Consider the following 23,684-nt stretch of genomic DNA (forward strand, 5'->3'; position numbering starts at 1 on the left):
GGATCAGGCCGAGGCGCGGATGCGCTGCTTGTCGTAGAGGTCCTTCTCGTCGTCGGAGATCGGCACGACGTACGGTTCGACTGCGCGCTTCTCGCTGGTCATCTTGCCGTCGCGCTTGCTCAGCAGCGCATGGCAGAACCAATTCTCGTTGTCCTTTTCCGGGAAATCCGTGCGCCAGTGATAGAGACCCCAGCGGCTCTCCTCGCGATAGAGCGAGGCGTGCGCGGCCATGTCGGCGCAGTCCATGATCGACTGCACTTCGAGGGCGCGGAGCAGCTCGTGCGCGTTGCGTGCGATCATGCGCTCCTGCATGTCCTCGCGCGCCTCCGCCAGACGGCGCATGCCGAGCTCGTATTTGCGCGTGACCTTCGGCGGCTGGAGATAGTCGTTGACCAGGCGGCGCGTCTTGTACTCGATCTGGTTCGGCGGAATGCCGTCCTCGCGCTTGGTCGGCGCCATCACGCGGTCGCGCTCCAGCGCGACATCGCCTGCGTCGAACTCCGCAAAATCATGTCCGTCGGCGAACTCCATCGCGTCGATGCCGGCGACCGAACCGTTGGTGAAGGCGCCCAGCATGTAATTGTGCGGCACGCTCGCCATGTCGCCGGCTGCGTAAAGACCAGGAATGGTGGTGCGCGCATTGTCGTCGACGAACACGCCGGAGGCACTGTGGCCGGAGCAGAAGCCGATCTCGGAGATGTGCATCTCGATCGACTCGCTGCGATAGTCGACGCCGCGCCCCTGCTGGAACAGGCCGCGCGTCGGACGCTCGACCTTGTGCAGCGTGGACTCGATCTCGGAGATGGTGTCGGGGTGCAGATGCTTGAGCTGGAGGAACACCGGGCCCTTGCCGGACAAGAGCTCGTTGTAGAACTCCAGCATCATCTGACCGGACCAGTAGTCGCATTCGATGAAGCGCGCGCCTTCGTTGTTCGCCGTATATGCGCCGAAGGGACCCGCGACATAGGCGCAGGCCGGGCCGTTATAGTCCTTGATCAGCGGATTGATCTGGAAGCATTCGAGGTTCGCGAGCGCCGCGCCGGCGTGATAGGCCATGGCGTAGCCGTCGCCGGAATTGGCGGCGTTCTCGTAAGTGCCGAACATGTAGCCGGAGGTCGGCAAACCGAGCCGGCCGGCCGCGCCCATGCAAAGGATCACGGCCTTGGCCTTGATCACCAGCATCTCCGCCGTGCGCGTATTGACGCTGATCGCACCGGCGATGCGGCCATCAGAGGACTTCAGCAGCCGCGTTGCCATGTAGCGGTTTGAGATCAAGATGCGGGCGCGGCGAAGCTGGCGGTACAGCGCCTTCTTCACGGTCTCGCCGTTCGGCATCGGCAGGACGTAGGTGCCGATATGGTGCACCTTCTTGACCGCGTAGTCGCCGTTTTCGTTCTTGAGGAAGCGGATGCCGAAGCTGTCGAGTTCTTCGATGATTTTGTAACAGTTCTGCGCGTATTTATAGACCGCCTTCTGGTCGACGATGCCGTCGTTGGCGATGGTGATTTCCTTGGTGTACTGCTCCGGCGTCGCGTAGCCGGGGATGACGGCATTGTTCAGTCCATCCATGCCCATCGAGATCGCGCCGGAGCGTTTGACGTTGGCCTTTTCGAGCAGGACGACATTGGCTTTCGGGTTCTTCAGCTTCGCCTTCAGCGCCGCCATCGGGCCGGCCGTGCCGCCGCCGATCACCAGCACATCGCAGGAAACCTCCGAAAGTCCGTCGACAATCTGATCTAGTGCCATCACTTGCTCCTGGTTCGCCGATCCGGCGCCTTTGCGTCAGATTTGTTCAGGGGGCGTCCCGGCGATAGCAATTAGTTGTCGCCGGGATGCGATTTGCGGCTCAGCGCTCGACGAAGGCCTTTTCGATGACGAAATGGCCGGGCTGGCTGTGATTGCCCTCGACGAAGCCGCGTGCGGCGAACATCGCGTGCAGTTCCTCCAGCATCGCGGGGCTGCCGCACAGCATGATGCGGTCGGTCTCGATGTCGAGGCCTGGCCGCCCGATGTCGTCGAACAGTTGGTTTGAGGCGATCAGGTCGGTGATGCGGCCGCGGTTCCGGAACGGCTCGCGGGTGACGGTCGGGTAGTAGACCAGCTTGTCGCGGATCAAGGGGCCGAAGAATTCGTGACTGCGCAGGCCCGCGACGAGGTGCTCGCCATAGGCGAGTTCCGAGATCTGGCGACAGCCATGGGCGAGCACGATCGTCTCGTAATTCTCGTAGACGTCGGGGTCCTTGATCAAGCTGGCGAAGGGCGCGAGTCCCGTGCCGGTCGAGAGCAGTAACAGGCGCTTGCCTGGCATGAGATTGCCGGTGATCAACGTGCCCGTCGCCTTGCGGCCGACCAGGATGATGTCGCCTTCTCTGATCTTCTGCAGGCGCGAGGTTAGCGGACCGTCCTGGACCTTGATCGAGAAGAATTCGAGCGCCTCCTCGTGATTGGCACTGGCCATGCTGTAGGCCCGCATCAGCGGCTTGCCTTCGACTTCGAGCCCGATCATCGCGAACTGGCCGTTCTGGAAGCGGAAGCCGGGATCTCGCGTTGCGGTGAAGCTGAACAGAGAATCGGTCCAGTGCCTGACCGACAAAACCCTTTCCCTCTGAAATGCGCTCATGATCTCTCCTTCGCCATCGGTGACGTTCAAGGTTTCCGAGAGAGGAGAGCCCGGCAATTCGGAAGTGAAATTCCCAGTCGATTAGTTGCACATTTCGCGAGCGATGACCGAAGACGAGGCAGCGAAGGCCATCGCCACGTGTCCGCACCGGCAATTAGTTGCTATTCGTGGGCGCCTGCGCCGACGTAGAGAGAAGCCGGAGATTTATCATGACCATGACCGCATTGCTGGCACCGACCGTAGCCGACTATGAAGCCAGCGCCGATCTGGCGGCGCTCCTCGTCCGCACCACGCAGAACGATGCGTTGAGCGTCACTGCCGAAACACTCCGCCTCTCCTGCAAATGCGCCCACTGCACCCGCGCCCGCTTCGACGGCCGCTTCCCGGAAGCATTTCCGGGGATTGCGATCACCGAGATTGGCGATCTCGGCTACGGACTGAACATCTCATTCTCGGACGGACATAACCGGGGGATTTACCCGAAGCCGTATTTGCTGAGCTTGGCGGGGCAGTGAAGCCGGCTGCTCGCTCCTCAAATTGCCGGTCGGCTCAGTTCGCGAGCAGCTCCCGGGCGTCGATGATGTGAACATCGACACTGCCAGAACCGCGTGCGATCCGTACGCTGTGCCCGGTCCCACCGGCACGTCCTGGTTCCTCATGCTGGTTCCACAGGGCAAGCAGCATGATTTTCTTCGCCGAGCTGGACAACGCCATTCTCAGCACCCATTCGTTGCCGCGCTCCCAGGCATCGACTCCCGCCTTGGTGCTCAGCCAATTCGGCAACCCTGCACGGTCGCTCAGTTCGAGCACTGGCCGCTTCTCGAGCAGATTGAAATACCGGGTTCGCCACGCATCAAATCCATCAGTGAAAACCTGGCTGGCATAGACGTTCCGGGGCATCGGAAGGCACAGCGTGCTGTCGACATTGATCTCTCCGCAAACCTCGTGACAGATGATATCGCTGCCCGGCGCAGCCGATGCCAATACGCGAAGCTTCCTTCCCTCCTTTTGAAGGCTCAGAAGCCGGTCCTTGATGAGCTGTCGGGCCTTTTCGACCCTATCGGGAGGGAAGCGAGGCTCGGGACGGCCCGGCTCATCGATCAAGTGCCCGGAGAAAATGACCATCTCATAGTCTTCCTTCGCAGCGGGCCGGCACAGATGCGCCTCGACAGCCGCGATCACCGCGTCGGCCAAGTTCGGGCGGAAGCCAAGGCTGTCAAACAGTTTCATCTGCCCCTTGGCAGCGTCCCAGGCAAAGAGGTGGGATTCCGAAACGCTATCGCGATAAAGTCGAGCGACGCGAGAGGCGTTCGGCTCCACCAAAAAAGCCAGATCGGCCGGGCCCATTTTGGCCCAAACGCGATCCTTGTGACCTTCCGGCAAACGCTCCAAGGCGGCATCGATGACCAGCGGCAAGAGCGCGCTGAGCTGATCGACTGACTGACGGAGCTTCTCGCGGTAGTATGAAGCCCCACCATTGCTCGGAAACGACGCTTCCCATTCTTCCGCATCTTTGGAAAGGTCCAACGCAATTTGGCCGAGCTGAAAGGCGGCGAGGCCTGACCAAAAATGATTCAAGTCCGTCAGGTAGGCGTCACGATATGCTTCATATGCCTCTCTGAGCGTCGCGCTGGTGGCGATCCTTCGTCTCTCGGCCTGATCCGGCACCGTTTCGAAACTCAATCGCCACGACGTCTTCTTGTTTCGCCCCTTCAAGGCGAGCGCTTCGGCGCGCTGCGCGGCCGTAACGCCCTGACCGAGCGACAGGACGCGAGCGATTGCAGCATCGGATGCAGCAAAGAGCTGGGGTTGATTTCGGCCTTGCGCGCGTTCTTTTCGATATCGTCGCTCGTAGATATTGGCCAATGCGAGGTTGGCAGCGACATCGTTTGGATAGACTTCAACGACCTTGACGAAGGTCGTAAGCGCTCCGTCATAGTCTTCGAGATCCCATTGCGCCTGGCCGATCATGCGAAGTGCCGGCCACTCGAAGCGGAGGCCCTCCACTTCCTTCGCAAGCAGACGCAACCAACCCATCGAGTGTGCGGCTCTCGCCCGGTCGATTTCTTCGATCAACTCGTTGGGAATGACCTGCGAGACGGCGGCCGGCTCGACTTCGGGTAAGGTCGGCAACATCTTGAAGATGGGACTGTCCGTGTCGCGCTCGCTTGCCAAGGCCTGACGAATGACCTCTGTGAGCTCGACGACCGACTCCTCCGGCTTGTCAACGGTATAGGCAAGGTAGCGATCGGTCAGGAGATCGAAGACAGGGCCATCCGCGACCGGCTTACCCTTGATCAGAATCGAACGCTTCTTTCGTAAAGCATGCCGGATTCCCAATTCGTAGAAGACGTTAGCGTTGTGGATCGTGAGATCGGCAATGACGAGGTCCGCCTCGACGAGGAGCTTAAACATGTCTTCCCTGATATTGCCCGGCTCGACAATGTCGCCGGTGGTGCCCCCGGCGATACCGAAGGTTCCCAGCGCGGGTGTGATCAGCCCGTCGTGGACCCGATTGAAATCGATGAGCTTTCCCGCAGAATCCGGCTTGATTCCAAATGGCCGGATCACGAAGACGCGTGTCATGCCTCCCCCCCTCCGTGCCGGCCTTGGTCCAGGCCGGATGATGTAAATCTCAGTTCGTCCTGACCGGCCGCTCCACAAATCCCGCCGCCAGTCCGAGGACGCGAAACTGCTCGGTGGCATCGCCCGCGCCGCGGGAGCTGCCTTCGTTGACGATGACCGCAACGGGCCGGCATGGCGGCGCCTCGGCACGGCACAGCGCGAGCGCTTCCCTCACGATCGCATCATTGGCCGCGGCGTAGGCCGCGTCACCGTCTCCGGCATCGAGCACGACGACGTCGCCCGCCTGCCCCACCTCGCCCATCACACGATCGAATAGTCCGCCCCAGTCGCCAGGGCGATCGGTCACCGACGTCTCGCGGAACCGGGCTGGCGCGAATGGCAGCACGATCCGGCGCCGAATACCCATGCGTCCGGCCTCCTCGAGCGCAATGAGATCGGCCCCGCATGCGGCCGAGCAGACCAAAGCCTCAGCCTGCTCCTGCCTAAAGACATCGGCAAGCCGCTGGCGGACCAACGGCACGGCGCCCAGCGGAAAGCGCTTCGCTTCCGCGTCCGGTGCGTCGATGCGGCGGCCCGCCAGGGCGATAACGGCCTTCTGCTGTTGGTCCTGCGGCATCACTGCTCTTTAACGGGGAGGTGGGAAATTCGGGAAATGCGTAGAGGGAAGGACGTATTTTTCGGCGTAAGCCGCTCCCACGTCGCCGATCTGATTGATGTGCTTGACCGAGTCCATCACCTGCACATCGGCGGGCGAAATCTTGGCGAGACCCAGATCCGCCAACCCCGTCGCGGTGACGTCCGGATCATACCTGACATAGGTGAACTGGGATGGAATGGTCGAAGGCAGTGGATCTTTGGGGTCGATATGCATCGCGTGACCGAACTCGCGGTCTATCGGCGCGCCATATCGGCAATCGCCGACCGTCCGACAGGCCATGTCCCAGCCGGCACTGGCCGCATTCATCAGCGCGGACGGAATGTTGCGGGCGTGGTCGAGCAGCCAAAGATCACCTGCCTTCAAGTCAGGCCGCTCGCGTGGCGCATTGCCGGTACCGACGGACACGATCAGGAGCTGGTCGCGCCCGGTGGCCCAGTTCATCTGGTAAGCTCGTGCGGTCGCCATCTGAAAGGCCAGAAACGCCGGGTTATTGTAGGTGGTCACCCCGCCGTCGACGAAGATGAAGCTGTATTCCTTGGCTGTCCCCTGCGCGAATACCACCACCTCAGGGGGAAAGAAGGTCGGCGCAGCTGTGCTGGCACGGACGAGCTGCCACAACGGTAAACCGAGGTTGCAGTCGGGACGGCTGCGGTCGTTGTAGTGGGCGCGCGGATTGTTACTGACCGGCCAGGGCGAATCTGTCGTGTGATTGCGCATCACGACCATGAGGAGGGTCTTCAGATTCGCGTCGCCGAGCTCCGCAGGCTGGTCAGTGGCCCCGTATCCAAGCTCTTTATTGATCGTCTCGCGAAGCATCTTTGCCAACGGTTCGTCGTTGTAAGCGTACTGCGCACGCTTGAGAATGCTGGACTTCTCGAACATCAGCTCACCGCTGCCCACGTAGAACTGGCGGATCTTATCCGTGGACATACCGAGTGAGATGCAGGTCGCGATGATTGCACCGGTGCTCGTGCCGCAGACGAAATCGAAATAGTCGGCGAGGACGAGCTTGTCGTTGCCGGACGCTGATCGCAGGTCTCTTTCGAGCTTGGCGAGAATCTCCACGCTCATCAGCCCGAGAATGCCGCCGCCGTCGCAGGCAAGGATTCGTTTTGGTCCGGCAGACGTCAATTTAGTTTCGACTAAATTGGCCATAAATTCCCTCCGTTTCCTCGCAATAAACTGAACTTCAATTCTGCTTCGGCCGCAGCTTTTCAACGTGCTCTTGGTATTCGTCGTATTCGTCCAAAATCGCCAGCATCAGCTCGTCCGGTGGCTTGGAGCCGAGAAACTGCAGACGACCTCTCAATGATCGTGCCGACGCGCGATCTTCGTAACGATGATCTTGAAATCGAAAGTTCCGCCATGTCCATCTCCGCGGCGGTATCAATCTGACGACTATCCTCGTCGCGCGAGGAAGGGCTGCTTCAATCAAAATGTGCGCCCGACCCGGCGCCATTCCCAATCGTTCGGTTCAGAGCAAAAAAACCTCATCAGAAACGACCGGCCAACGAATGAAATACGGATCGCGTTCGACACCCGACATGCTGACGTGTATCCACCGTGAACGCAAGCTCTAGATGTGCGGCGCGCTGTCACGATCGCGAGTTCGGCGGGCGTTCGGCGGCCCTTCCCGCCACCCTCACGGTATGCCCCCATCTGGCACGGACATTGCTCCTCTTTAGAACGATTTGAACGTTCCGGAGGAAGGTGATGTTGCAGGCGGCGAATGCGGTTCGCGGAGCTGTTCCAGTCGCGATGCGGTCTGCCGGCAGCTCCTCGCTGCTGCTCACCGAGAACCAGCAATGGATCGGCGGTCCACCACCGTTGATGGACAAGCTCTCGCCGCGCGAGCGGGAGTTGGTGCTGAAGCAGGGCCGGCGAAAAGTGCTCAACCGCGGCCAGACACTGTTCAGCCAGGGCGGCAAGCATGATGGCATCTGGCTGATCGAGAGCGGCCGCATCCGCGTGTTCTACACCTCGCCGCTCGGGCGCGAGATCACATTGGCCTACTGGCATGTCGGCAATTTCGTCGGCGGTCCCGAAGTGTTCGAGGGCACCGTGCACCAATGGTCCGGCGTTGCGTCCAGCAATTGCAGCGTCGTGCACCTGCCCGGAAAGGAACTGCGCATCCTTGCCGCAGAGATCCCCAATCTCGCGATCGGCCTGATCGAAGGCCTCACCTTCAAGGGCAAATGCTATTCGGCGCTGGCGCAGATGCTGGGAACGCGCTCCATCACGCAGCGCCTTGCGCATCTCTTGCTGCATCTCGTCGAGCTCTACGGCGTCGAGGATGCCGACGGCACCGTGATCGCGGCGGCCTTCACCCATGCCGACATCGCCCACATGGTCGGCGCCACCAGGCAATGGGTCACGATCAGCCTGAAGCGGATGCAGGAGAAGGGAATCGTCCTGACCAAGCGGTCGCAGATCGTGGTGTGCCGGACCGACGTTCTCGAGGAAATGCGCGGCCAGGCGTCGGATTGAGGCGGCAGCGACGACGATGGTCGGTGCACAGGCAAGCGGCTTTATAGTGCAGGATTGCCCAAGGAGTATGCAATCGGCTTTTCCCGGCAACTAATCGACTACCGCGGTCACTCCCGATTTGCTCTGCCTGCGCCCTCACCCAATCATGGCAACCACAGCACATCCAACCGAATGAGGATGAGAATGGTCCGCCATCTTCCCACGCTCTCGATCGCGATGCTGGTGACGTCGCTGGCGCTCCTCGTCACGCAGCCGGCATCGGCGGAGACCGTCACGCTCGGCATTGGAACGCAGGACACCACGACCAACACGGTGACCGCGGGCGTCGTCATCCGCCAGTTGCATCTGCTCGAAAAATATCTGCCGAGGGACGGCAAATACGCCAACATCAAGTTCGAGCTGGAGTGGCAGAACTTCACCTCCGGGCCGCCGGTCACCAACGCGATGATGGCGAACAAGCTGCAGATCGGCATGATGGGCGACTATCCGCTGATCGTGAACGGCTTCACCTTCGAGAACAACCCGGAGAGCAAGAGCCGCCTCGTCGGCGTTGCGGCCTACAGCCTCGAGGGCTCCGGCAACGGCCTCGTCGTCCACAAGGACTCGCCCTACTACGACCTCGCCGACCTCAAGGGCAAGCTGGTCAGCGTGCCCTTCGGCTCTGCCGCGCATGGCATGGTGCTGAAGGCGATGCAGGACCGCGGCTATGCATCCGACTTCTTCCAACTCGTGAGCCAGAGCCCGGAGGTCGGCTCGACCAATCTCCAGGAAAAGAAGATCGACGCCCACGCCGACTTCGTCCCCTTTGCCGAGTTGCTGCCGTTCCGCGGCTTTGCGCGAAAGATCTTCGACGGCGTCGAGACGAACTTGCCGACCTTCCACGGCATCGTCGTCCGCACCGATTTCGCCGAAAAATATCCTGAGGTCGTCGTTGCCTATTTCAAGGCGCTGATCGCCGCCGACCAGTGGCTGCGCGACGACCCGAAGCTAGCTGCGGAAAAAATCCAGGAATGGACCGGCATCAGCAAGGAAGTGGTCTACATCTTTCTCGGCCCCAGCGGCAACATGACCACCGATCCCACGATCAAGCCGGCTCTGATCGATGCCGCCACCGCCGATGTGAAGGTGCTGCAAAACCTCGGCCGCATGAAGGAGTTCGATCCGAAGAAGTGGGTCGACGACAGCTACATCCGCAAGGCCTATGCCGAGATGAATCTCGACTACGACGCGCAGCTTGCAAGCACGAAGAACTACGAGATCTCCGGCGACGATTCCTTCTGCAAGAAACCGATCGCCGATCCGCGCAAGGCCGGCGAGGTCTGGGTGGACGACGCCGGCATCCTGCCGTTCTCGTCCGCCGCCTGCACGCTGGGTGCCTATGCCGACTACAAGGCCAAGGGCAAGAAGATCAACGTCGCCTACGTCTTCGACACCACGCGCGGCATCAAGCTGTTCGCCGACCAGGCCTTCTTCGCGGTCGGCAATGGCGACGTCACTCCGTTCCTGCTGAAGAAGGACGCCGAAGCCTATGCGGTCAAAATCGGCGGCAAGGTGCTCGGCTTCGACGAAGCGGTGAAGGCGGCGGTCAGCGGAGGCAAGACGTGAGCAATCCCGCCATCCTCAGACATTCCGAGGACAGCATGCCAGCCATTGCAGAGGCGGGCTCCGTGCGTGCCGTCAGGCCGCCCGCAACACCGCCCTCGTTCGGCACGCTCGCTTTGCGCTGGTACCGGCTGAACCAGAGCCGGCTGCGTGCGACCGCGATCGGCCTGATTTCGCTGCTCGCCTTCCTGCTGGTCTGGCACCTGCTCACGACCTACCGCGTCGTGTTCTTCGTGCGTTTCACCAACGTGCCTTCGCCGCTCGCGGTCTATGCGAGCTTCACCAAGGCGATGCACGATCCAAAATTCCTGATGCACATCCTCTTGAGCTGCCGGCGCATCTTCATCGGTTTCTCGCTGGCGGCGATCATCGGGGTGCCGCTCGGCCTGATCATGGGCCGGTTCAAGCTGGTGCACGAGGTGATCTTCCCGGTCGCCGAGGTGCTGCGGCCGATCCCGGCGATCGCCTGGGTGCCGATGGCGATCATGCTGTGGCCGACCAACGAGCAAAGCATCGTCTTCATCACCTTCCTCGGCTCGTTCTTCCCGATCCTGGTCAACACGCTGCACGGCATGTCGCTGGTCGATCCGGTGCTGGTCCGCGCGGCGCAATGTCTCGGCGCGCGCGAGCGCTCGATCTTCCGCGAGGTATATTTCCCGGCGTCGCTGCCGCACATCTTCACCGGCCTCACTGTCGGCATGGGCGTCGCCTGGGTGTCGCTGATCGCTGCCGAAATGATCTCGGGCCAGTACGGCATCGGCTATTTCACCTGGGAGGCCTATTCGCTGGTCCAGTATGCCGACATCGCGCTCGGCATGATCGCGATCGGCGTGCTCGGCCTCGGTTCTAGCCTGTTGATCCGCGGCGCCGGACAATTGGTGATGCCGTGGAGGTCGACATGAGCGAGATGCTTGCGAACACGTCGAAGGGCCATATCGAAGTCAAGAACTTCTCCCTCGCCTACGAGACCATCGAGGGATCGGTTCAGGCCGTCACCGATACGCAAATCCATGTGAAACCCGGCGAGTTCGTCTCGATCGTCGGCCCCTCCGGTTGCGGAAAATCGACGCTGCTCAACGCCGTCGCCGGCTTCCTTAAACCCACGACGGGCATCGTCACCGTCGACGGCGAGCGCGTGAACGGCCCGAGCGCCGAGCGCGGTATGGTGTTCCAGCAATATTCGCTGTTTCCCTGGAAGACGGTGCGGGAGAATGTCGAGTTCGGCCTGAAGATGCGCGGCATGCCGCGCTCCCAGCGCGAGCGCGCCGCGCGCACCCTGCTCGGGCTGGCGGGGCTGGAGGCGTTCGAGAAGCACTATCCGGAAAGGCTCTCCGGCGGCATGAAACAGCGCGTCGGCATCGTAAGAGCGCTCGCGACCGGACCGAAGGTGCTGCTGCTGGACGAGCCGTTCGGCGCGCTCGACGCGCAGACGCGCGTCATCATGCAGCAGATCCTCACCAACATGTGGCAGCGGCTGAAGATCTCAGTGCTGTTCGTCACCCACGACATCGATGAAGCCATCTTCCTATCCGACCGCGTTTACTGCATGACCGCGCGGCCCGGCTCGATCAAGGCGGAGATTCCGATCCCGCTGGAGCGGCCGCGGCAGCAATCCATGATGATGTCGTCGGAATTTTTGGCGCTGCGCCGCGGGCTGATGTCCCTGATCCGCGAGGAAAGCCTCAAAGCGATGGGCGGCGAGATCAACGACATGGGCATGCAGGGACTCAACATCGAGCTGCACGGGCACTCGCTGGCGGACGTGATTTAGCGATCGCCCTCGACGCTTGCGCTGTTCTTCCCTTGTCCCTTGTGGGAGAAGGTGGCGCAAAGCGCCGGATGGGGTGCTATCCGCGAATGACACGGTGAAAGAAGCGCTCGCGGAGTGAACCCCTCACCCTCTCGCCGCTAACGCGGCGAGCCATCCTCTCCCGCAACGACCCGCAAAGGGAGAGGGTGCAGCGCGCTTGCGGCCGGATCGTCTCACTTGAACCAGTGCACCAATGCGATGCTGATCCCGAGCAGCAGCAGCAGCGAGAGCGTCACGGCTGCCGTCACTCGGCCGCCGACATTGGCGAGCACGCGCACGTCGACGCCGAGTCCGAGCGCTGCCATCGACACCACCGTGAGAAAGCCCGTGATCTTCGTCACCGGTCCGACCACAGCGGCCGGCACGATCTCGAGCGAGCGCAGGGTCGCGAGCGCGAGGAAGCCGAGGATGAACCACGGCACTAGGCGAAAGAAGCCGAGATTGGTCTTCTTGGCATCGGCCTGCCAGCGCGAGGCGACCAGCGAGAGGCCGACGACGACCGGGCCGAGCATCAGGACGCGCATCAGCTTGACCAGCGTGCCGATCTGGGTCGAGACGAGGCCGGCCGGCACCGTCGCTGCAAGCACCTGTGGCACGGCGTAGACGGTGAGACCCGCAAGGATCCCGTATTGCGTGGCGGACAGCTGCAGCAGCGGGATCAGCAGCGGCAGGCCCAGCACCATCATCACACCGAGGATCGCGGTGAAGGAGATCGAGGACGCGATCTCGTCACTGTTGGCGCCGATGATCGGCGCCACGGCCGCAATCGCGGAATTGCCGCAGATCGAGTTGCCACAAGCGATCAGGATCGAGAGACGCGTCGAGAGGCCGAGCAGCCGGCTGAGGCCGAAGGAGACACAGAGCGCGACCACGACGACGGCCGCGATCGAAGCCAGCAGGGCGATGCCCGACGCAGCGATGGCGGCAAAGCTGATGGAGGCGCCAAGCAGCATGACCGCGACTTCAAGGAGCTGCTTGGCGCTGAAGGCGATGCCAGCCTGCCAGCGTGGGCCAGGCTTCCAGAAGCTGCGCAGCGCCATGCCGAGCAGGATCGCCATCACGAGCGCCTCGACATAGGGATGCTCGAACACACCCAGTTCCGCCTGCTCCAGCAGGGCCGAGACGCCGGCGACGAGAATGCAGAGGAGGATGCCCGGAATCAGCGCCGCAATGCGGCTGACGGCGGTGGCCGGCTTGGTATCGGCCGGGCTGGATGCTTGATTCTGCGACACAAATCTCTCCCGGAGGAGAAGGATTTATACGCAGCGCCACCCGATTGGGAAATAAGTTTTCGACATATCAGGGCCGAGGGAAGTTCTGTCCTCGGCCTGGAATAATCGGGCTCGGAAGATCAGGCGAGCCTTAGAAGATCAGGTTCTTGGCGAGCGAGGCGACCCGGCTGAAGCCGTCATAGATGCCCGGCTCGAAGAAGGCCGCACGCGCCAGCACGATGCCCGCGACCAGCGACCAGAACAGCGCGGTGCCGGCTCGCAGCAGAAGCTTTGAGGCGCGCGACTTCGGCTGGGCGTCCGTTGCGGACACCAGCTGCTCGCCGAAGGGCTCAAATCCAGTGCGTTCCATGACCGTAGCCAATCCGTCAAATCTGACGGGAATGTCGTCGTTTCGGGCCCAAACAGCAATGGAAGCGATTGGCGTTTTTGCCCTCGAGGAGGAAATCTCCTTCCGCCGGATGACCTCGGAACAATAGTTTTCTTCTTTTGGCTTACCAAGACACCGGCGGCCGGAGCTATAGGGCCAGATAACGCGGCCGGATCGCTTCGTTCGCCTTCTCGTCGACGAAGGCGGATTGAACTGGAGCGGCAACGCCAGCACCGCTTCGCAAGCGAGCGCAGGCCGTGTCCTTACGCCGCCAACCCACTCCCCACCGGCGCAAAGTTCAGTCCCAGACTCTCCGCCACCGCCTTGTTGGTGATCCGCCCGCGGTGCACGTTGAGGCCGTTTCGCAAATGCGGGTTCTCCAACACTGCGGCAAATCCCTTGTTTGCGAGCATCAGGCCGAACGGCAGCGTCGCGTTGTTCAGGGCCTGGCTCGAGGTCACCGGCACGGCGCCGGGCATGTTGGCGACGCAATAGTGCACGACACAATCGACCTCGTAGGTCGGATCGGTATGCGTGGTCGGATGCGAGGTCTCGAAGCAGCCGCCTTGGTCGATCGCGACGTCGACCAGAACGGCCCCCGGCCGCATCGATTTCAGCATGGCGCGCGTGACGAGCTTCGGCGCACTGGCGCCGGGCACCAGCACGGCACCGATCACCACGTCGGCGGCGAACACCTCTTCCTCGACCGACTCGATGGTTGAGAAACGGGTGCGCATGCGTCCGGCAAAGAGATCGTCCAGTTCGCGCAGGCGCGGAATCGAGCGGTCGATCACGGTGACTTCGGCACCGAGGCCCGCGGCCATGCGCGCAGCCTGCTTACCGACCACGCCCCCGCCGAGCACGACGACGCGTGCCGGCTGCACGCCGGGCACGCCTCCAAGCAGCACACCGCGGCCTCCGGCCGAACGCCTGAGCGCGGCGCCGGCGGCCTCGATGGCGAGGCGGCCGGCGACTTCGCTCATCGGCGCGAGCAGCGGGAGGTGGCCGGCCGCGTCGGTGACGGTTTCATATGCAATCGCGGTACAACCGGAAGCGAGCAGGCCCTTAGCTTGATCCGGATCCGGCGCAAGATGAAGATAGGTGAACAGGATCTGGTTTTCGCGGAGCTGAGCCCATTCGCTCTTCTGCGGTTCTTTCACCTTCACGATCATGTCGGATTTGGCAAAGATCTCGCGGGCGGTCTCGGCAATGGAGGCCCCTGCCCGCCGGTAGACCTCGTCGGACGCGCCGATGCCGCTGCCGGCGCCGCTCTCGACCGTCACCTGGTGTCCGGCGGCGACATATTCACGGACCGCGCCTGGGGTGAGCCCGACGCGATATTCCTGCACCTTGATCTCCTTCGGGACTCCAACGCGCATCTTGATCTCCCTCGCCAATCCTTTGATTCTATTGTTGATCGTAGCGAGAGGGCCGGTTTGGTTCCGTGCAAATATCCGCTACCTTGGCGGCGCCCGTGCCGGTTTCCGGCGCGGAAACGTCTTTTGACGCTGGAAACGAAACTTTGGCCCTCGACCGGAAAGACCTTGCCATCCTCGCGGAGCTCACGACCAATGCGCGAGCCAGCCACACCGAGCTTGCCAACAAGGTCGGCCTGTCGAGCACGGCGCTAGCGCGGCGGCAGAAGGCGCTGGAGGACGAAGGCTACATCCAGGCCTACCAGGCAGCGCTCGACCTCGCCCAGTTTGGTCTCACCACCACCGTGCTGGTTCGCATTGCGCTGGAGAGCCAGAGCGACGAGGCACTGAAGGCGTTCGAGGCGGAGGTGGTGAAGTGTCCGTCCGTCGTGCGCTGCTTCCTAATGTCGGGGACCGACGACTACATCTTGATCGTGCTCGCCCGCGACATCCAGGATTTCGAGCGCATCCACCGCACCGAGCTGTCCCGCCTGCCCCGCGTCGCGCGGGTGCAATCGAGCTTCGCGCTGCGCGAGATCGTCAACCGCGCGGTGCCGACCGTGGTGTTCGGCGAAAAGCGCTGATCTCATCCCAACCATCGCGAGAACCGGCCGGGAACTAAGCATCCTGTCATCCGTTGGGCGCTATTGGCCAGCGGCGGCAACGCATCCTCGCGTCAGCATCCTTGCCCAGTTCGGCCTCTCCACAGGGAAACAGGACATGGCCGATATCACGGATCAGATCCCCGAACGCATTCCGATCAACCTTGTCGTCAATGGCGCAAGGCGCACACTGGAGGTCGCGCCGTGGACCACGCTGCTGGATGCCCTGCGTGACCGTCTGGAGTTGACCGGCACCAAGAAGGGCTGCGATCACGGCCAATGCGGCGCCTGCACCGTCCTGGTCGACGGAAGACGCGTCAATTCCTGCCTGACGCTCGCCGTGATGAAGGATGGCGCTGCGATCACGACGATCGAAGGCTTGGCCAGTGACGGCACACTGCATCCCCTGCAACAGGCCTTTATCGAGCATGATGCCTTTCAATGCGGCTATTGCACGCCCGGACAGATTTGCTCTGCCGCGGGCCTGTTGGCCGAAGGTCGTGCGCGGGATGCCGACGAGATCCGGGAGCTGATGAGCGGAAATCTCTGCCGCTGCGGCGCCTACCCCAACATCGTGGCTGCGATCGAGCAGGCAATGGGCCGGTCATGAACAACGTCCAATATTCCCGCGCAAGCGACGTGCCCGACGCCATCCGCCTGCTCGCCGCCGATCCAGGCGCAAAGCTGATTGCCGGCGGCACCAACCTGATCGACCTGATGAAGGAGAATGTCGAACGACCCTCCCGGCTGATCGACATCTCCCGCCTGCCGCTCCGCGACGTCGAGGACACCGCGGACGGCGGCCTGCGCATCGGCGCCTTGGTGCCGAATTCGGATCTCGCCTACCACCCGCTGATCGAAAAGCGCTATCCCCTGCTCGCCAGCGCCATCCTGGCCGGCGCCTCCGCGCAACTGCGCAACATGGCCTCAGTCGGCGGCAATCTGATGCAGCGCACGCGCTGCGCCTACTTCTATGACACGGCGACGCCTTGCAACAAACGAAGCCCAGGGACCGGCTGCTCGGCTCTCGATGGCCTCAACCGCAACCACGCAATCCTCGGCACCAGCAAGTCCTGCATCGCGACCAACCCGTCCGACATGAGCGTGGCGCTGGCCGCGCTCGGCGCGCTCGTGCACATCGCAGGCGCCACCGGTCAGCGCACCATCGCGCTGACCGATTTCCATCGGCTGCCGGACGACAAGCCCCATCTCGATACAAATCTCGGTAGCGGCGAGATCATCACCGCAATCGAGCTGCCGCCACGCGGCTTCGCCCGGAACTACAGCTATCTGAAGATCCGCGACCGACTGTCCTACGCCTTTGCCTTGGTCTCGGTCGCGGCCGCGCTCGAACTGGAGGGCAACGCAATCAGCGAAGCCCGCCTGGCGCTTGGCGGCGTGGCCCACAAGCCCTGGCGAAGCCTCGAGGCCGAAGCGGCTTTGCACGGCCAGGCGGCAACGCCGGATCATTTTGGGCGCGCCGCCGACCTGCTGCTGCAGGGGGCAACCGCTCGTTCGCAGAACGGCTTCAAGATCGAGCTCGCGCGCCGCGCCGTTGTGCGTACGCTGATGCAGGCCGCAAGCGCCACGCCGCAATCGCAAGCTCACAAGAAGATCGCATGAGGGCTCGATGAACGCCTATGTCGGAACACCAACGTCACGCGTCGACGGCCGGGCCAAAGTCACGGGGGCAGCCAAATATGCCGGCGAATTCGCGGCAGACCACCTCCTCCATGGTTTCGTCGTCGCGGCCACCATTCCGCGCGGGCGCATCGCCCGCCTCGACACCAGCGAGGCGCTGAAGGTGAAGGGCGTGGTCGACGTGCTCACCCACGCGCATCGTCCGCCCCTCGCCGACAAGGACGACGCCTGGAAGGACGAGGTGGCGCCGGAGAAGGGCTCGCCGTTCCGGCCGCTCTATGATGACAGGATCAAGTTCAACGGCCAGCCGATCGCGCTGGTCGTGGCCGAGGACTGGGAAACCGCCAAGTTCGCCGCAACCCTCGTCCGCGTTGAATACGAGCAGGAGGCGTTTGCGACCGATCTCGAATCCGAGCGCGGCAAGGCTGCCAAAGTGGATCAGCCGCACAAGCCGCGCGGTGACGCGCCAGCAGCGCTGACGCGGGCGGCCGTCCGTCTCGAGGCGGACTATGTCATTCCGAGCGAGCATCACAACCCGATGGAGCTGTATGCGACGACGGCCGTCTGGGACGGCAACGGCGGCATTACCGTCTATGACAAGACGCAGGGTGTCCAGAACGTCCAGAAGTTTCTCTGCAGCGTTTTCGGCAAGAAGCCGGACGACATCCGCGTGCTCTCGCCCTATGTCGGAGGCGCCTTCGGCTCAGGCCTGCGGCCGCAGCACCAGGTGGTCTTGGCAACGCTTGGCGCGCTCGCGCTGAAGCGGTCTGTCCGCGTCGTCCTGACACGGCAGCAGATGTACAGCTTGGGCTACCGTCCGATGACCATCGAGCACGTTGCGCTCGGCGCAAAGCCCGATGGCACGCTCGATGCCGTCAGCCACGAGGCCATTGCGGTCACCTCGCGCTTTGAGGATTTCTCGCGCAACGATACCGGCTGGGCGGAGCAGCTCTACAAGAGCCCCAACAGCCGTCTCTCCCACAAGCTCGTCCACCTCGACGTCGCCACCCCCTGTGACATGCGCGCGCCGGGCGCGGCATCGGGCGTCTGCGCGCTCGAATGCGCCATGGACGAATTGGCCGTCGCGCTCAAGCTCGACCCGATCGAGCTGCGGCTGAAGTGCTACTCGGATCGCGACCAAAGCGAAGACCTGCCCTACACTAGCAAGCGGTTGCGCGAATGCTACGCCCGCGGCGCCGAAGCCTTCGGCTGGGGGCGGCGGAACCCCGCGCCGCGCTCCATGCGCGACGGCAAGGAGCTGGTCGGCTGGGGCATGGCGACAGGGGTGTGGGAGGCGCTGCAGATGCCCGTCGCCGCCCGCATCGTGCTGACGGCCAACGGCCATGCCGAGGTCTCCTGCGCCGCATCCGACATTGGCACCGGTACCTACACCATCGTGGCACAGGTAGCGGCCGATGCCCTCGGGCTGCCGATCGACAACATCAGCGTCCGGCTCGCCGATTCGACCTTGCCGCAAGCCCCTGTCGAGGGCGGCTCCTGGATGGCGGCGTCCAGCGCGCACGCGGTGCTGGGAGCGGCCGAAGACATTCGCCAGGAGCTGGCACGGCTCGCCAAGGCGATGCCGGGCTCGCCGCTCGCTGACCCCGTCAATGTCACGTTGGTCGACGGCATGATCGCCAGCAACGGAGCCGCCGTCTCGATTGCGGATGTCATGCGCCACAGCAAGGTCGAGCGGATCGAAAAACAGAAGCTCAACCAGTTCGTAGAAGACAAATCGTACGCCCACAACACGCATTCGGCCGTGTTCGCCGAGGTGAAGGTCGACGAGGAGCTCGGCGTGATCCGCGTCACGCGGGTCGTGAGCGCGGTCGCGGCCGGACGCATCCTGAACACCAAGACCGGCCGCAGCCAGATCATGGGCGGCGTTGTCTGGGGCATCGGAATGGCGCTGCACGAGGAGACGGTGATGGATCACCGCTTCGGCCGCATCATGAACGCGAACATTGCCGAGTACCACATTCCCGTGAATGCCGACGTTCACGACATAGACGTCATCTTCGTCGATGAGCCCGACGAACGGATCAACAGGCTGGGCGTCAAGGGTCTCGGTGAGATCGGTATCGTCGGCGTGCCTGCGGCGATTGCGAACGCCGTCTATCACGCCACCGGCAAGCGCATCCGGCGCTTCCCGATCACGCTGGACAAGCTGATTGACTGAATCAGGGCTAAACGAAACAACAGGCCGGCGCTCTACGCATCTGACGATGTGTCCGTCCCGTTCTCCAACTCGCGTCGCTTGGATTCGAGTTCCGACTGCGGCATCTCCTCGATCCCGACGAGATCTTTCCGCGGCGCGGTGGCCCGAATGAGCTCATCGAGTTTCAACTGGAGTGCAGCACTGTTCTGCGTGTTCTGTATCAGGAACACCATCAGGAATGTGACGATGCTGCTGACCGTATTCATGATCAGCTGCCATGTGTCGGAGAAGCCGAAGATTGGTCCGCTAACGAGCCACGCTGCCACGGTGCAGACCGCCAATGCAAACGGCCAGGGGCGGCCGCTCCGCGTTGCAATTTCGGACGCAAACCTGGAAAACCAGTGCTCTTTTCGTCGCTGAACCAAATTCGCACCGTCGCCCGATGCGCCGACGATCCTGGTGATGGAGGCGGTGAATTGCCGCGAGGCCATCGGCTCCATCGTGTCGGACGCCATCGAGAGTAGAACACGTCCCCCCGGCAGAGGTTTCAAACGCCTCCGCGGCTGAAGCAATCGGGGTGGGTATGCTTGGCGTGGCGAACTGCGGGCCTGGCCGGCCTATCATGCGGTGTCGCCAGCGCCACGGCTGCTGGTTCGACACGTCAAGGCACAGCGGTCGCTGGGTGCCCGTCCGCTGGGCCTTCACGACGGGAAATCGGCCGGTCTCACCTGGATGCGGTCGGCATGCAGGGACCAGTGATGCAAGGCCTGGTCCTTGCAAAATTTCGCCTTGGCCCGCTCTCTGGCTTCGTCCTCATCGGAGGCGTCGATCTCGAGCGTGCCCTGACACACCTCGATCTGTCGGCCATAGTCGCCGAGCACGTCCTTCATGAACCTGACGACATAAGTTGACATGGGACCTCCTACACCCCCGTCAGCCCCGGCGGCACTCTAATCCCATTTAGGCTGGTCTGGGGAAAGAGATTTTGACGCGGATCAAGGTCAGGATGCGGTTTTCTTCGCGCCGTCATTTCGGGGCGGCTCGCAGGGCCGAACCCGGAATCTCGGGATCCCGGGTTCGATTCCTCGCATTTCCCTATCCCGGCGTCACGCCAAAAGCCTGCTTGAAGCGTTCCGCATAGCGCGGCCAGACTTCGGGATTGATGATGCGCGGCGGGCGCTTGCCGTCGAGCACGTCCAGCACCTGTTCGGCGGCGATGCGGCCCATGTTCTGGCGCGCTTCGATGGTGACGCCGGCCGTGTGCGGGCTCGCCAGCACGTTATCGAACTGGAGCAGCGGATGCTCCGGCGGCGGCGGCTCCTTGGACCAGACGTCGAGGCCGGCTCCCGCGATGCGCTTGTCGCGCAGCGCCTTCAGCAAAGCGTCCTCGTCGTGGATGAAGCCACGTGCCGTGGTGATGAAATAGGCATGCGGCTGCATCAGCGCAAATTCGCGCACGCTGATCATGTTGCGGCTGCTCTTGTTCAGCGGGCAGGAGATCGAGACGAAATCGGCTCGGCGCAGCAGCTCGTCGAGCTCGACCTTCTCCCCGCCCCGCTCGGCCATCACTTCGGCCGACAAATATGGATCATAGGCCAGCACCTTCATGCCGAGCAGGCCCTTGCACAGCGCGGCGATGCGGCGGCCGACATTACCGAGGCCGATGATGCCGACGGTCTTGCCCTCGACTTCGTTGCCGACGAGCTCGTTGCGGTTGACGTCGCGTTCGCGGCGCAGACGGCGATCCGACTGGATGATGCGCTTGGACAGCGTCAGCATCATCGCCAGCGCATGCTCGGCGACCGAATGGGCGTTGCCGCCGGACTGATTGACGACGACGACGCCCGCCTCCGTGCAGGCCTCGACGTCGACGGGGTCGAAGCCCGCGCCATTGCTGGAGACCAGCAGCAAATTCGGCATCCGCTTCAGGAAGGCGGCATCGACGTGGAAATGCGGCGCCAGCTCATCGCGCGCCGCGCCGATCTGATAGACATGGGCCGCGCTCAGGATGGGCGCATAGAAATCTTCAGGGCTTTCGTTCTCGATCCGATCGAGCCGGACGTCGGGCCGCGCCTTCAGGATGTCGATATAGATCGGATTGGCCAGGTATTTGACGTAGAACACGCGCTTGTTGTTGACGGACATCAGGCCCCTTCCGGCTCGCTCGCGGGGGGAGCTTGGCAGGTCGGCGCGACGCGCTCCGTCCGGTGCTTCCTCCCGTTCCTTCGTTGCCGCACTTATGACATGGCGACGCCCTCCCCGGCAGGCCTTCTGGCGCAGATCACGGTGCTGGCTCGGACATGTTGACAATCCCGCTGCCCGCGTCAAGTTCGGCTCACCGCCGCGACGACCAGAACAATGGTCACGACCAAGAAGCATGCGCGGCCCTAGGGAGAACGCAATGGCGATTGCGGAGCAACAGACGGAGGGGACCAGCGACAGAAGCTGGCACGGCATCGTCCTGCAAACCCTGAAGCGGAACGCGGTCAGCCTCATCCCCTACGTGCCCGACCGCGTGCTGACGCCGCTGATCAAGAACCTGCACGCCGATCCCTTCTTCACCACCTTTGCCACCGCCCGCGAAGAGGAAGCGGTCGGCATCGTCTCAGGCGCGTGGATGGGCGGACGGCGCGGCGCGGTGCTGATGCAGACCTCCGGCTTCGCCACGCTCGCCAACGTGCTCGCTTCCCTCGCAGTGCCCTACCAGATCCCGCTGATCATGTTCGTGTCCGAGCGCGGGACGCTCGGCGAGTTCAACTACGGCCAGTCGCTGGTCTGCCGCACCATGCGCCCGGTGCTGGACTCGCTGGCGCTGGAGCACCACACCGTCACCCGGCTCGACGAGCTCGAATTCATTGCCGACCGCTCGATCAAGCAGGCCGTCACGACGCAGGCGCCGGTGGCGCTGATCCTCAACCCGCTGCTCACGGGCGGCAAGGTCTTCGACAAGTGAGGCCGGCCATGAGCGCACGCAACACCAAGATAATGAACCGCTTCGATGTGACTTCGCGCCTGATCGCGAAGCTCCAGCACGAAGAGGCCGTGATCGGCGGCATCGGCAACACCAATTTCGATCTCTGGGCCGCCGGCCACCGCCCACAGAATTTCTACATGCTTGGCAGCATGGGCCTCGCCTTCCCGATCGGGCTCGGCGTGGCGCTGGCGCAACCCGACCGCCGCGTCTTCGCGCTCGAAGGCGACGGCTCACTGCTGATGCAGCTCGGTGCACTGTTGACGATCGCAGCCCTGAAGCCGAAAAATCTCACGATGATCGTGATGGATAACGGCATCTACCAAATCACCGGCGCGCAGCCGACGCCCGCCGCGAATGTCGCTGACATCGTCGCAATCGCCGTTGGCTCCGGTCTCACCAACAGCGCCTGGGCCGCAGACGAGGAGGATTTCGAGCGGCTGGTCGACGATGCGATGGCTGCCTCCGAGCCCAACCTGATCGCCGTCAGAATCGACGATAAGCCGGGCGTGGGTACCACCCGCCGCGACCCCGTGCAGATCCGGGAACGCTTCATGCATGGTCTCGGCGTGCGCGAACCACTTTAACATTTTGTCATCAACTACATGTCGATCTGATGGCGGGACTATTCGGCGCCTTGCAAATCTGTGCTAAGCGAGCCGGATGCCCCTTTTGGTTCGTTCCTTTGCCTGGCTGCTCGCGGCCGCCGTCACATTCGCAACCCTTGGTCCACCGGGCCTGCGGCCCCATTCCGACCTCGGTCAGGACGGCGAACATGCGCTCGCCTTCATCCTGGTGGGGCTGGCCTTCGGCCTTGCCTACCGGCGGCGGCGCCTGCTGACCGCAGCGGCTGCAGTGGTCCTGATCGGCGTGCTCGAACTGATGCAACTTTGGGCACCCGGCCGCCACGCGCGGCTCGAGGATTTTCTGGTCGACGCGCTCACCGCTTGCCTCGGCTTCGTGCTCGCGGCCGCCGCAGATTGGGCCGTCGCCCGGCTTCGGGCCGATTCGGTCCTGACGAGCGAAGGCCCCGCGGAGTGACACTCCGCAGGGCCGATATTGTCAGCGTCGCAGATCAGTCGATGATCCTGACGACGCGGCGCGTGCGCGGTTCGACGATCACGCGGCGGTCGTTCACGACCGCGTAGCGATACTGGGTGTAGTTCGGCACCGGGCGCAGCACCACCGTGGGCGGCAACGGCTCGCCGACCACGACGCGCTCGCGGATCACCACGGAATCATCGCGCGGAATGCCGCCCAGAATTGCATTCGGAATTTCCAAACCTGCGCCAACGGCCGCGCCGACGGTGCCGCCGACCATCGCGCCGACCGGGCCGCCGATGTCGCCGCCCGCACGCGCGCCTTCTGCAGCGCCTTGGGCGGTGGTCGATTGAGCAAAGGCTGCGCTCGACGCCAGCAGCGACGCAGCAGCCAACGTAATCGCCAGACGGGTTTTCATGTCCTTACGCCTCCAGTGATTGCTATGCATGTTCAACCCGCGGGGCCGGAGCATTGTTCCGGTTCCCCTGCGACAA

General features: G+C 63.1%; 24 protein-coding genes. 12 read left to right on the forward strand and 12 right to left on the reverse strand.

Features of this window, described 5'->3' with window-relative positions:
- Window positions 1-3: 3 nt before the first annotated feature.
- The gene (locus tag P6U27_RS23005; RefSeq protein WP_407122044.1) at window positions 4-1,746 is read right to left on the reverse strand and encodes a fumarate reductase/succinate dehydrogenase flavoprotein subunit; all 1,743 of its coding nucleotides are present in this window, start codon (window positions 1,744-1,746) and stop codon (window positions 4-6) included.
- Between the two features lie 100 nt (window positions 1,747-1,846).
- Complete coding sequence (locus P6U27_RS23010) at window positions 1,847-2,620, reverse strand: ferredoxin--NADP reductase (protein ID WP_122406744.1); 774 nt, start codon at window positions 2,618-2,620, stop codon at window positions 1,847-1,849.
- A gap of 209 nt (window positions 2,621-2,829) precedes the next feature.
- Between P6U27_RS23010 and P6U27_RS23015 the strand changes: the two genes are divergently transcribed.
- Window positions 2,830-3,135 (forward strand): gamma-butyrobetaine hydroxylase-like domain-containing protein, encoded by a 306-nt coding sequence (locus P6U27_RS23015; protein WP_122404039.1) that lies wholly within the window; start codon window positions 2,830-2,832, stop codon window positions 3,133-3,135.
- A 34-nt stretch (window positions 3,136-3,169) separates the two neighbouring features.
- On the opposite strand, the gene P6U27_RS23020 is transcribed toward P6U27_RS23015, so the two are convergent.
- Genes P6U27_RS23020 through P6U27_RS23030 form a run of 3 tightly spaced genes read right to left on the reverse strand, consistent with a single transcriptional unit; the run spans window position 3,170 to window position 7,019 of the window.
- Entirely contained in the window at window positions 3,170-5,206 is a 2,037-nt protein-coding gene (locus P6U27_RS23020; RefSeq protein WP_122404040.1) for a tetratricopeptide repeat-containing protein, read from the reverse strand.
- Between the two features lie 49 nt (window positions 5,207-5,255).
- Entirely contained in the window at window positions 5,256-5,822 is a 567-nt protein-coding gene (locus tag P6U27_RS23025; RefSeq protein ID WP_122404041.1) for a hypothetical protein, read from the reverse strand.
- Window positions 5,823-5,831: 9 nt separating this feature from the next.
- Window positions 5,832-7,019, reverse strand: a complete 1,188-nt coding sequence (locus tag P6U27_RS23030; RefSeq protein ID WP_122404042.1) for a patatin-like phospholipase family protein — start codon at window positions 7,017-7,019, stop codon at window positions 5,832-5,834.
- Between the two features lie 558 nt (window positions 7,020-7,577).
- Here P6U27_RS23030 and P6U27_RS23035 point away from each other — a divergent pair.
- The 4 genes from P6U27_RS23035 (at window position 7,578) to P6U27_RS23050 (ending at window position 11,724) form a co-directional block, all read left to right on the forward strand.
- The gene (locus tag P6U27_RS23035; protein ID WP_174221590.1) at window positions 7,578-8,351 is read left to right on the forward strand and encodes a Crp/Fnr family transcriptional regulator; all 774 of its coding nucleotides are present in this window, start codon (window positions 7,578-7,580) and stop codon (window positions 8,349-8,351) included.
- A gap of 183 nt (window positions 8,352-8,534) precedes the next feature.
- Window positions 8,535-9,956, forward strand: a complete 1,422-nt coding sequence (locus P6U27_RS23040) for an ABC transporter substrate-binding protein (RefSeq protein ID WP_407192696.1) — start codon at window positions 8,535-8,537, stop codon at window positions 9,954-9,956.
- A complete protein-coding gene (locus tag P6U27_RS23045) occupies window positions 9,953-10,855 on the forward strand; it encodes an ABC transporter permease (RefSeq protein WP_122404045.1) in 903 nt (300 codons plus the stop codon). The genes P6U27_RS23040 and P6U27_RS23045 overlap by 4 nt, the downstream gene beginning before the upstream one ends.
- A complete protein-coding gene (locus P6U27_RS23050) occupies window positions 10,852-11,724 on the forward strand; it encodes an ABC transporter ATP-binding protein (protein WP_162500351.1) in 873 nt (290 codons plus the stop codon). Before P6U27_RS23045 ends, P6U27_RS23050 begins: the two co-directional genes overlap by 4 nt.
- Window positions 11,725-11,936: 212 nt before the next feature.
- On the opposite strand, the gene P6U27_RS23055 is transcribed toward P6U27_RS23050, so the two are convergent.
- The 3 genes from P6U27_RS23055 to ald all read right to left on the reverse strand — a co-directional run bounded on the left by P6U27_RS23055 (window position 11,937) and on the right by ald (window position 14,741).
- On the reverse strand, window positions 11,937-12,995 hold the full coding sequence (locus P6U27_RS23055) for a YeiH family protein (protein ID WP_122404047.1): 1,059 nt from the start codon (window positions 12,993-12,995) through the stop codon (window positions 11,937-11,939).
- 130 nt (window positions 12,996-13,125) lie between these two features.
- Window positions 13,126-13,344, reverse strand: coding sequence for a hypothetical protein (locus tag P6U27_RS23060; RefSeq protein ID WP_122404048.1), 219 nt, complete (start codon window positions 13,342-13,344; stop codon window positions 13,126-13,128).
- A 281-nt stretch (window positions 13,345-13,625) separates the two neighbouring features.
- A complete protein-coding gene (gene ald / locus P6U27_RS23065; RefSeq protein ID WP_209294326.1) occupies window positions 13,626-14,741 on the reverse strand; it encodes an alanine dehydrogenase in 1,116 nt (371 codons plus the stop codon).
- Window positions 14,742-14,884: 143 nt separating this feature from the next.
- On the opposite strand from ald, the gene P6U27_RS23070 reads away from it, so the two are divergent.
- From P6U27_RS23070 to P6U27_RS23085, 4 genes are all read left to right on the forward strand, one after another.
- Window positions 14,885-15,361 (forward strand): Lrp/AsnC family transcriptional regulator, encoded by a 477-nt coding sequence (locus P6U27_RS23070; RefSeq protein WP_162500352.1) that lies wholly within the window; start codon window positions 14,885-14,887, stop codon window positions 15,359-15,361.
- Between the two features lie 136 nt (window positions 15,362-15,497).
- Window positions 15,498-15,989 carry a (2Fe-2S)-binding protein gene (locus P6U27_RS23075; RefSeq protein WP_129143050.1) on the forward strand — a complete coding sequence of 164 codons (492 nt, stop codon included), beginning with the start codon at window positions 15,498-15,500 and terminating at the stop codon, window positions 15,987-15,989.
- Window positions 15,986-17,002: a xanthine dehydrogenase family protein subunit M gene (locus P6U27_RS23080; protein ID WP_122404051.1), complete on the forward strand. Its 1,017-nt coding sequence runs from the start codon at window positions 15,986-15,988 to the stop codon at window positions 17,000-17,002. The genes P6U27_RS23075 and P6U27_RS23080 overlap by 4 nt, the downstream gene beginning before the upstream one ends.
- Window positions 17,003-17,009: 7 nt before the next feature.
- Window positions 17,010-19,199: a xanthine dehydrogenase family protein molybdopterin-binding subunit gene (locus tag P6U27_RS23085; RefSeq protein WP_407192697.1), complete on the forward strand. Its 2,190-nt coding sequence runs from the start codon at window positions 17,010-17,012 to the stop codon at window positions 19,197-19,199.
- A 32-nt stretch (window positions 19,200-19,231) separates the two neighbouring features.
- Here P6U27_RS23085 and P6U27_RS23090 read toward each other — a convergent pair whose 3' ends face one another.
- The 3 genes from P6U27_RS23090 to P6U27_RS23100 form a co-directional block, all read right to left on the reverse strand.
- Window positions 19,232-19,693, reverse strand: coding sequence for a low affinity iron permease family protein (locus P6U27_RS23090; RefSeq protein ID WP_407192698.1), 462 nt, complete (start codon window positions 19,691-19,693; stop codon window positions 19,232-19,234).
- Window positions 19,694-19,879: 186 nt separating this feature from the next.
- On the reverse strand, window positions 19,880-20,092 hold the full coding sequence (locus P6U27_RS23095) for a hypothetical protein (RefSeq protein WP_122404053.1): 213 nt from the start codon (window positions 20,090-20,092) through the stop codon (window positions 19,880-19,882).
- Window positions 20,093-20,273: 181 nt separating this feature from the next.
- The gene (locus tag P6U27_RS23100; RefSeq protein WP_407192699.1) at window positions 20,274-21,323 is read right to left on the reverse strand and encodes a hydroxyacid dehydrogenase; all 1,050 of its coding nucleotides are present in this window, start codon (window positions 21,321-21,323) and stop codon (window positions 20,274-20,276) included.
- Between the two features lie 256 nt (window positions 21,324-21,579).
- Between P6U27_RS23100 and P6U27_RS23105 the strand changes: the two genes are divergently transcribed.
- The 3 genes from P6U27_RS23105 (at window position 21,580) to P6U27_RS23115 (ending at window position 23,190) form a co-directional block, all read left to right on the forward strand.
- Window positions 21,580-22,131: a thiamine pyrophosphate-binding protein gene (locus P6U27_RS23105; protein WP_162500353.1), complete on the forward strand. Its 552-nt coding sequence runs from the start codon at window positions 21,580-21,582 to the stop codon at window positions 22,129-22,131.
- Between the two features lie 8 nt (window positions 22,132-22,139).
- Complete coding sequence (locus P6U27_RS23110) at window positions 22,140-22,736, forward strand: thiamine pyrophosphate-dependent enzyme (RefSeq protein WP_407192700.1); 597 nt, start codon at window positions 22,140-22,142, stop codon at window positions 22,734-22,736.
- Between the two features lie 76 nt (window positions 22,737-22,812).
- Complete coding sequence (locus tag P6U27_RS23115) at window positions 22,813-23,190, forward strand: VanZ family protein (RefSeq protein WP_122404057.1); 378 nt, start codon at window positions 22,813-22,815, stop codon at window positions 23,188-23,190.
- Between the two features lie 34 nt (window positions 23,191-23,224).
- Here P6U27_RS23115 and P6U27_RS23120 read toward each other — a convergent pair whose 3' ends face one another.
- Window positions 23,225-23,608, reverse strand: a complete 384-nt coding sequence (locus P6U27_RS23120) for a DUF1236 domain-containing protein (protein WP_164936828.1) — start codon at window positions 23,606-23,608, stop codon at window positions 23,225-23,227.
- Window positions 23,609-23,684: the final 76 nt, after the last annotated feature.

It is taken from the genome of Bradyrhizobium sp. STM 3566 (assembly GCF_045571445.1).
In the GTDB taxonomy this organism is placed as follows: Bacteria; Pseudomonadota; Alphaproteobacteria; order Rhizobiales; family Xanthobacteraceae; genus Bradyrhizobium; species Bradyrhizobium vignae.